Here is a 9,358-nt window from a genome sequence, read left to right on the forward strand (position 1 = left end):
GTCTATGATATTAAAATGAATTTAGTGGCTATCTTAGAAAATGCATATAAAATTGGATATGTTAAAGAGACAAATAATTTGTGGACGTGTTCCTTTTCATTACCTCTTAACGATCCAAAACGTTTTGAAGTTAAGCCAAAGTATTTTATTGAGCTATATGACCATGATAAATATATTGGGAAATTCATAGTCAATCCAAAGAAAACAGTTAAAAACGAAAGTGACAACAGCATAACTTACAATTGTGAGCATGTTTGGAGTACATTGCACTCAGACGTGCTTTTTCGTTACCATCAATTGACGAATTGGACAACAAGAGATGTACTTGAGTATTTATTAAGCAAACAAGAAATAAAACATTGGAAACTAGGGGATTGTCACTTTGAACGATATTTTCATTATGCATGGGAAAATGAAAATTCACTTTTAAATGCACTTGTAAGTGTTCCTAAGCCTTTCAATGAGTCCTATTTGTGGACTTGGGATGATACAACATATCCCTTTACCCTTAATCTAGTTCGTGTAACTAATGAAAAAGTTGATACCATTCGATATGGTAAGAATTTAAAAGGTATTGAGAAGGAAGAAGATCCAACTGGGTTGATAACTAGAATATTCCCTCTTGGATATGGTGAAGGGGTAAACCAGTTAGGAATTGAGAAAGTAAATGGTGGTGTACCTTATTTAGAAGCAGAATTCACTATTATTGATGAACACGGCATTCATAAACAAATATGGGTTGATAGACGTTTTGAAGATGCAAAATCATTAAAAGCATCAGCACAAGCCTTGTTAGATAAGTATAAGAAGCCGCAAACCACTGTTTCTGTGGACTGTATAGATTACGAACTCATTGATCCATACAAGATTATAAAATATGACATTGCAAAAATAGTTGGTGTATATGACCAAGATGTCGATACAAATGATGATTTAAGAATCATGAAAATTACTAAGCCGGATATTTATGGAGATCCATCGAATATACAGTTTGATCTTGGAAACGTTCGTGAAGATATCGGAACAACAATTACTGATTTACAAAAGAAGCAATTAGTAAACGATACTTATTCACAAGGTTCAACTAATATTGATAGTCGTGATTTCCAAGATAATTGTGATCCAGATCATCCAGCCGTTATAAGGTTTCAAATACCAAATGATGTTATGAATGTGAATGAATTATTGCTCACATTTGAAACTTTAAGATTTAGAGCCTACGAACGTGCGATAAAAGGCGGTGGGGCTGTTGTGGGTTCGACTTCCGCAGGTGGATCAAACATGTCTACAACATCGGCAGGTGGCGGATTGGTGATAACGAGTAGCGCAGGTGGTGGTATTGTTAAAACATCGAGTGGGGGTGGAGACCACGTTCATAAGATGTTTCATGGCGGTGGTATTATGCCTGCTGAACCTACTACAATAGGATTGCATACAGCTTTTTCTGATCCAGGTAGGAATACATCAGCTTCAATATACGTAAAAGGAACAGGTTCAAGCTTATACACACATGGCTCTAGTGGTGACCATACGCATGAGACTACATTGCCAAATCACACCCATAGTACTACTGTTCCGCCTCACTCACATGATTACAGTACACCAAGCCATACACATGATATGACATTGCCCAACCATACCCACGAAATTGAGTACGGCATCTTCGAATTTAACGAGACGCCATCAAAAGTAACGATAACTGTGGATGGTAATGTAGTTCCTTTCACCTCAACAAGTGGACAAGATATAGACTTGGAACCATATATAGCAAAGGATGATGAAGGGAAATTTCAACGCGGTCGTTATGTTGAGATTAAAATTACACCTAATAGTTTAGCTAGAATAAATGCCACTGTTACTGGACGTCTTTTTATCCAGTCAAGAAAAGGTGGAACATTTTAATATAAATTATTAAAAATACAAAAGGAGATGGAAAAACATGCAAACAATTGAAATCCATACACAAAGCGGGTTAAAACACACGGTGCAAACTGAGGTATACAATGCACAGGTGCTAAACGATCAATTGAATAATAATGACCTAATCACCGTGCTTATCGGTGATTTTATTATTCAACGAATCGATGTGAAACGTATTCTTCCACGTGATCATCAAACTGTGGAAGGCACTACAAAAGTTGAAGTTCATACAAACGGCGGAAAAACAATTACGATTACGACAAATGATTATGATCCAATCTTCTTAAATGAACAATTAAACAACAGTAACACTGTAACAGTAGTTGTTGGAGATTACATCTTTTCAAGAATCGATGTAAAACAAGTGGTGCCTGTGAAAGAAGAACTAAAAGAACCAGAGCAACCAACAGACCCTGTTATTCCACCGACAACCGAGGAACCAGATCCAGAAGAAACAGGAGATGGTGGCACTACTGAGCCAACTACACCACCAACAGAAGGAGAAGAAACAACAGAAACGCCAAATGAACCTACAGAGCAGCAATAAGCTGGTCTTTTTATTTTGAAAGGAGCATGAATCATGTGGATTGTTATTATACAAGACTCCTATTCACCTAATGTATTCTATTTTATGGATTATGATGAAGCCAAAAGAAATTTTGATAAACAAGTTTCTATGGGTGTCGCATGTGTTTTGGCGGAATGTAAAGAAAGTAATTTTTAATGATACACTTTAGAATTGATATAGGTATTTAATAAGGAGGCTAAAGTATGATAAGAGATATGTTTGGCGACATAGTCTCAACAACCGAAAAGCGATGCAAAACGTGTAATCAAGTTACAGAAATAATATATAGTCATGGAGGGTTTTCTACTAGACCTTGTAAATGTACTGATGAGTTGTTTCGCAAAATGATGAACGGAAAATCTAAAAAGGTTTTTATTGGAAAGGTACAGGGTCGTAAATTTGAATAAAATACGGCTTTGAATAGAAAAAGGGAGACTTTAACTCTCTTTTTCTTTAATATAGAAAGAGAATAAATGTTTTATATGATTAAATGGGTATGTGAGGTGAATATATGGAACAGTTTATTTCCATAATTATATTTTCTTTACCAGGATTACTTGCTTATTTTTGGTTACAACTCTTTGGCTTAAATCCAACAGTCAAGCATACACCAACTGAAATGGTAGGGCTTGTAGCCTTACTGTGGGTTCCAACTACTGGTTTAACAATTATTACGTATAACCTAGCAGTATATCTATTATCAATTCCAACTATTTATCTTACCGACATTAAAGAGATAAGCACATTATCAACAAATTTACTATTTTTGATGAGTTACGTGTTGTTAAGTACCTGTTTTAGTTTTTTAGTTGCTTTTATGTGGGGAAGCTATTTATACAAACTGGTTTTGAAATTGGTTAACAGGGTAAGGAAGCAACGTAAAACCTCTAGACTTTCAGAAGATACGAGTGTATGGGATACATTCTTTTTCAGGCTTGAAAAAGCTGAGGAAAGGGCACTTATTGTGGAAATGTACAAAATTGATAAGCCAGATGAAAAAACATATGGAGCTGTAATTAGGATGTCCCGCCCTTTTGAGACGGAACGATCCTTAATACTAGATGAATCTGAAGAATGGAAAGAATCACATGAGTACTATAAATATCCTGTTAAAAGAACTTACGTAGACACGAAATCAGGAATAGTAGTCAATGAGTTAGACCATTTAAACCCGACTGTCACTTCTTAGGTGGTCGCGGAGCTGAGTATGTAGGTCTTTCTCCTGAACGGATTTCACGCGGTGTAGGCGTTGCAGTCACTTTAGGAGTATTTGTTTGATTTGAATTAGACATGTTACAACCTCCTTTCTTCCAAATAATACAATAGTTTTTGAAAGAATTCGACAAAAAATTAAGAGGTCATTATACAAGTTTAAGAGAAGCGATTTCGCTTCTCTTTTTATTTTGAGGAGATGATCAGTGTGAAACGAATAGTAAATCAAGCAATTTATGAAAAGCATGTTAGCCAAGAAAATAAAAATCTAGTCAAAGATTTTCTAATTGAAAAGAAAGCACAAGGAAAAGCGGCAAGCACTTTACAGCAATACAATTGGGATTTACGAATTATTTTGTTTCTAATACATGAACACTTCGAAAATAAAAATCTTATTGGTTTAACACGAAAGGATATTCGAAATTTATCTATCATCTTTCAAGAAATGGGGATGTCCAATGCACGTGTAAATGGATTGATGAGTGCTTTACGTTCAGCACTTGAATTTTGCGCAGACGATGATGACTATAATTATGAATTCAATGTAGGTTCAAGGGTACGAGGTTTACCTAAGAATCCAATTAGAGAAATTACATTTATCACTGAGGACCAAATTAATTGGTTAATTGATGAATTACTTGAACAAGAGAAATATATGTTAGCAACTTATTTATCACTTTCATATTTTAGTGCAGCAAGAAAAAATGAAGTATATCAGGTACAAAAAAATGAATTGACTCAAAAATATTACACTAATATCGTACAAGGTAAACGTGGGAAGAAATTTCGATTGTACTATAACGATCGTGTACAAGAGTGTATAAAAATGTATTTGAATCAAAGAGGTAGGGATGCGATTCCTCAGTTGTTTGTAAAGTTATATAAAAACGGTCGACGACAATTAATTAATAAAAGTACATTTAATTATTGGTGTAAGATTTTTGGCCATATGTTAAGCGGAAAAGAAGGTAAAGAATATCGTATTAATCCACACTGTTTCCGACATAGTCGATTAGATAACTTGAAAGTTCAAGGAATACCATTAGAAATGCTAAAGTCTTTAGCGAATCACTCAGATATTTCTACAACAGAATCATATCTGAAGGATAGAAGTGAAGAGGATATCGCGAAGATTTTTGGTATGGATCCAAAATTATTTATTGCCTAGTAAGAAGGGACAAAATGTTCCTTCTTTTTATTGTGGAAGGGGATGAGACCAGTGGACAAATGCAAAGAGTGTGAAGAAAACAAATCAAAGATGCAAAATGTAGAGATACGTCTTGCTGTTGTAGAAAGTAAGGTAGCAAAAATCGAAGAAAACATTGAAAAAATCCTCAATAATACAAATTGGCTTGTGAAAAGTATTGTTGGTGGAATCATCGCAGCTATTCTCGCTTTCTTATTGAAAGGAGGTGGTATGTAATGATTAGTTTAGCTGTCATGATTGGAATTGTTGTTGGTCTTTCACAGATTGCAAAAACGATTGGATTACAAACAAAATACATTCCGTTATTAAATCTAACGCTTGGCATTGTGCTAGGCGTTTTATTTTTGCCACAAGACTTAAAAATGAATGTATTTCAAGGAATCATCATTGGACTGTCAGCAAGTGGATTGTTTGACCACACAAAAATTTTAAAAAAGGATGCTGATGTGAAATGAAACAAACGTTAAAAGGTTTTTCCTCGGTTTTATTGGCCATTGTTTTAGTATTATCAATTGCAACAAGTGCTTTTGCTGATAGAGTTTTAATTATTCCAGATTTACCAAAACAACCATATCGCTATGGTGTGGGTGCTTACGAGGGCGTTGTAGCTCATAGTACAGCAACTCCAGAAGCTCCAGCTATTAATATTCAAAAATATGAAACTCGTACATGGCGTAATGCTTTTGTTCATTATGCAGTTGATTGGAACGAAACCATTCAAATTGCTGATACAAAATACATCGCTTACGGTGCTGGACCAGGTGCAAATAAACGTTTTGTACATGTAGAACTTTGTGAAACACGAGACTATGAAAAATTTAAACGTTCATATGATAAATACGTGAAGCTACTTGCTAAAATCCTACGTGATCGTGGTATTAGTGTAGAAAAAGGATTATGGACGCATAGCGATGTAACGCATCATCTTGGCGGTACAGATCATGAAGATCCACTTGATTACTTACGTAGTCATGGTGTATCAGAAGCGCAATTCCGTGCTGATGTAAAACGTGCATACAATAATTCTAATGTTGATGTTTCTGTTCCAGAACAACCATCTAAACCAGAAGAAGTACCAACAGCAGTAACGGATGGAGTGGCATACATTAATGGTTATAACGTCAACTTACGCAAAGGACCAGATACAAGCTATTCTGCGATTCGTCAACTTAACAAACCAGAATCATATGTTGTGTGGGCTGAAAAAGATGGATGGTTAAATCTTGGAGGAAATCAATGGATTAAATACAATCCTTCTTATGTGAAGTTCGATAAGAAAAGTACTGTTGACTCATCTATTGTAGGTAAACGAGTTGTGTCTAAAGTGGACAACCTACGTTTCTATGATTCTCTATCGTGGCAGGATAAGGATGTGGCTGGTACTTTAGATTCAGGATTAGGATTTGCAATTGATGAAAAAGTAAATGTAAATGGATCGCCACAGTACAAAGTACACAATAGTAAAGGTAAAACATACTATATAACTGCAAATGAAGCCTATGTATATGTGAAGTAAGAATAACAGCCGTCCTTTGGGCGGCTCTTTTTTATTTCTATGATATTTAAAATTTACTTTTAGATAAAGCTCGTAATATAGGTTTTATGATTCTACTCATTAAACGAAATCCTCTAAATAAAGACCTAATGACTTTCATAATATTGTCCTCCTTAAATTAAGTAAATCATACCAATTAATAGAGCACATGAGAAGTGACACTTTAAAGGAAAAGAGCTGAGTATAAACTCAACTCTTTTTGACCACCGACCACAAAAAAGACCACACACTTAAAATAAAATAAATACACTCTATAATTTTAAATGACAATACTATTATTTTTTATTGCGATAGAATGCGATAGAGTATTATAAACATCACTAAGTGATGTGATATACTTTATACGGCGCATATGCGAAAGAGAAGGAAAGAGCAGATGAAGAAATGATTAATCGATATAACTATGATGAGTGTACTGGCAGAGAAAAAAGATTTTATATTAAAGAAAACAGATAAAGGTATAAATAATTAAAAGCAAGTCATCTTTAATTAGGTGACTTGCTTTTTTATAATGATAATCTGCGAAAAGAATATTATATGTATTATCATTAATAGATGAATGGAGGGATTTATATACATAAATTAAAAAATAAAATCGAACAAAATCTTCCTTAATTCGCTATAATTAACATGTGAATCAATTTATGTAGATGACGAACGTTTGTTTGAACATTAGCATAAAAAGTGATAATATGGGAGGTAGAAATTAATGAATAATGATGCTATTGAATATGTGAGCTTTTCAAACTTAGATGTACAAGACCCTTTTGATTACTTGTTATAAGTATGAATGTTACTGGTTGATAAATTTTCTTTAATTCTACTTCCACAGTTTGAGAGAGTGAGAACGTACTGTCTGCTTTTACTTTTGCTAAGTGACAGAAAATTTGTTTTACTTGTGTCTCTCCATGAGAAAAAGGGAGAACGGTTTGTTCTTTTTCAGTGGATACGAATGATGCTTGTGAATCCTGTTTTAAAATAGACCTCACGAGAGAAGCTGTAAATGTAACGACTAATTCGAATAGGGGAGATTGAGTTCTGTCCATAAAAATTACAGTATCATGACTTCGTTGTTGTTCAAACTCTTTCGTCATAATATTATTTTTTCGAGCAGTTGCCTTCCAATTGATCCATGAAAAGCGGTCACCGGGTTTGTAGTCTCTGACACTAGCTGAGACTGTTGCATCTCTTGTTACATTCACATTTGAGGAGAGTGCTCCTTGTTCGAAATAGTTTTCCACTTGTCTATAGGCTATATCTACATATTGAGGATAGACTAAAAAACTCTCAGGAACTGAAAAGGTTATCTCTTTTTCGATTATCCCGAATACATCACCAGTTTTTACACGCACGCTCGAAAAGGTGTGTTCTCCTCTAGGAATTGCGTCGATTATATATTGGTATGAAATATTTCGTTTGAACCCTGGAAATAATATCACTTTTGCATTTTTTGATTGTTTACGATTATTGAATTCCATGGGGAGTACCTCTTCTATAATTAAATACAGCAAGGGAAAGGGGATTTTCCGCTTTATTGTAATAGTGCCTAAGAATTGCTGTCCGGCCGTGTACTCCTTTTGATTTGTTATGCGTCTTACCTCAGCGTTCCAAAGGGCACAAAAGGGCAACAATAATGAATAAAGACCGAAAGGAATAAAGCTGTAAAATAGAAACCAACTTACGAATTCCCCTTGTAACATGGTATATATAAATGTTGAAGCAATGAATAAAACAATCAACGATAGCTTTCCGACGTTATGAACTGTTCGTAACAGCTGTTTCATCAGAAGTTTTTTTCCTTTTGAGCCGGAACTGGGGTCCGGGCGAGAATTTTTGTAATGACGCTTTCTGATGTTATCCCTTCAAATTTCGCTTCTATTTTTAAAATAAGTCTATGGGACAAAACATAGGGAGCTAAAAATTTAACATCATCTGGAATGACATAATCCCTGCCATTTATGAGCGCATATGCCTGCGAAGCTTTCATCAAAGCAATGGAACCACGCGGACTAGCTCCTAGCTGAACAGAGTTATAAGAGCGGGTTTGATTAACGAGTTTTACGATGTAGTGTTTGATGGCTTTGGACGTATATATTTCCCGTACGTTTTGTTGTAAGTATAGTAATTCTTCTATTGTAATAGCGGCTTGTAAATGAGAAATAGGTTTTGTTTTTTCAGTCCGATTTAAAACTTCAAACTCTTCTTCAGGTGTGGGATAGCCCATTTTTAGTTTTAGTAAGAAACGGTCAAGCTGAGCTTCAGGTAAAGGATAAGTTCCTTCATGCTCAATTGGATTCTGTGTAGCTATTACAAAAAATGGTTTCGGTAAAGGTCGTGTTATACCATCTACTGTTATATTGCTTTCTTCCATACTTTCAAGCAAGGCTGATTGCGTTTTGGGTGATGTACGGTTAATTTCATCAGCTAGTATGATATTTCCCATAATAGGTCCTGCCATAAATTTAAATTGTAATTCTTTTGGATTATAAATAGAAACACCTGTTACATCTGATGGCAGTAAATCAGGAGTGAATTGAATCCGCTTGAAATCTGCATCGATGGATTTAGCGAGGGCTTGTACCATCATCGTTTTCCCGACACCCGGAACATCTTCTAATAGTACATGACCTTCAGTTAAGAGAGCTGCTAAGGTAAGGGTGATTTCCTTATGTTTTCCGACCATCACTTTTTCAATATTATCAATTATTTTTTCTACAACTGGATGTAAAGAATCGAGTTGTGTCATCGTACTCCTCCCAAATTCATTTTTCTAGTTCATTCAATCTATTGTAAAAATTATGTTCCGTATAAAATAAAGTTTGCTTGACTCGGTTGGTATTGTTAAGGAGTTTCTTTCTTTTATTATTTTATATAATTTCTATTTCATTTAAGGAAA

Annotated in this window: 10 protein-coding genes and 1 pseudogene; 9 read left to right on the forward strand and 2 right to left on the reverse strand. The window is 34.8% G+C overall.

The genetic code is table 11. From position 1 onward, the window contains the following. Positions 1-15 precede the first annotated feature (15 nt). The 9 genes from LOK41_RS24360 to LOK41_RS24400 all read left to right on the forward strand — a co-directional run bounded on the left by LOK41_RS24360 (position 16) and on the right by LOK41_RS24400 (position 6,423). Positions 16-1,902, forward strand: a complete 1,887-nt coding sequence (locus LOK41_RS24360) for a phage tail spike protein (RefSeq protein WP_241818669.1) — start codon at positions 16-18, stop codon at positions 1,900-1,902. A 37-nt stretch (positions 1,903-1,939) separates the two neighbouring features. Further along, on the forward strand, positions 1,940-2,467 hold the full coding sequence (locus LOK41_RS24365; protein WP_241818670.1) for a hypothetical protein: 528 nt from the start codon (positions 1,940-1,942) through the stop codon (positions 2,465-2,467). 33 nt (positions 2,468-2,500) lie between these two features. Then, positions 2,501-2,644, forward strand: a complete 144-nt coding sequence (locus tag LOK41_RS24370; protein WP_241818671.1) for a hypothetical protein — start codon at positions 2,501-2,503, stop codon at positions 2,642-2,644. Between the two features lie 47 nt (positions 2,645-2,691). Next, complete coding sequence (locus LOK41_RS24375) at positions 2,692-2,895, forward strand: hypothetical protein (protein ID WP_241818672.1); 204 nt, start codon at positions 2,692-2,694, stop codon at positions 2,893-2,895. A 104-nt stretch (positions 2,896-2,999) separates the two neighbouring features. Continuing rightward, positions 3,000-3,677 carry a hypothetical protein gene (locus LOK41_RS24380; RefSeq protein ID WP_241818673.1) on the forward strand — a complete coding sequence of 226 codons (678 nt, stop codon included), beginning with the start codon at positions 3,000-3,002 and terminating at the stop codon, positions 3,675-3,677. Between the two features lie 231 nt (positions 3,678-3,908). Continuing rightward, complete coding sequence (locus LOK41_RS24385; protein ID WP_241818674.1) at positions 3,909-4,868, forward strand: tyrosine-type recombinase/integrase; 960 nt, start codon at positions 3,909-3,911, stop codon at positions 4,866-4,868. Between the two features lie 42 nt (positions 4,869-4,910). Then, entirely contained in the window at positions 4,911-5,123 is a 213-nt protein-coding gene (locus LOK41_RS24390) for a hemolysin XhlA family protein (RefSeq protein ID WP_241818675.1), read from the forward strand. After that, positions 5,123-5,362: a holin gene (locus tag LOK41_RS24395; RefSeq protein WP_241818676.1), complete on the forward strand. Its 240-nt coding sequence runs from the start codon at positions 5,123-5,125 to the stop codon at positions 5,360-5,362. The genes LOK41_RS24390 and LOK41_RS24395 overlap by 1 nt, the downstream gene beginning before the upstream one ends. After that, on the forward strand, positions 5,359-6,423 hold the full coding sequence (locus LOK41_RS24400; RefSeq protein ID WP_241818677.1) for an N-acetylmuramoyl-L-alanine amidase: 1,065 nt from the start codon (positions 5,359-5,361) through the stop codon (positions 6,421-6,423). Before LOK41_RS24395 ends, LOK41_RS24400 begins: the two co-directional genes overlap by 4 nt. 809 nt (positions 6,424-7,232) lie before the next feature. On the opposite strand, the pseudogene LOK41_RS24405 reads toward LOK41_RS24400, so the two are convergent. Then, positions 7,233-8,246 (reverse strand): annotated as a pseudogene (locus tag LOK41_RS24405) (DUF58 domain-containing protein); the annotation flags it as partial. After that, on the reverse strand, positions 8,246-9,208 hold the full coding sequence (locus LOK41_RS24410) for an AAA family ATPase (RefSeq protein WP_241818678.1): 963 nt from the start codon (positions 9,206-9,208) through the stop codon (positions 8,246-8,248). The gene LOK41_RS24410 and the pseudogene LOK41_RS24405, both read right to left, overlap by 1 nt. Between the last annotated feature and the right edge of the window lie 150 nt (positions 9,209-9,358).

This window comes from Bacillus sp. TL12 (assembly GCF_022625245.1).
Classification (GTDB): domain Bacteria; phylum Bacillota; class Bacilli; order Bacillales; family Bacillaceae_G; genus Bacillus_A.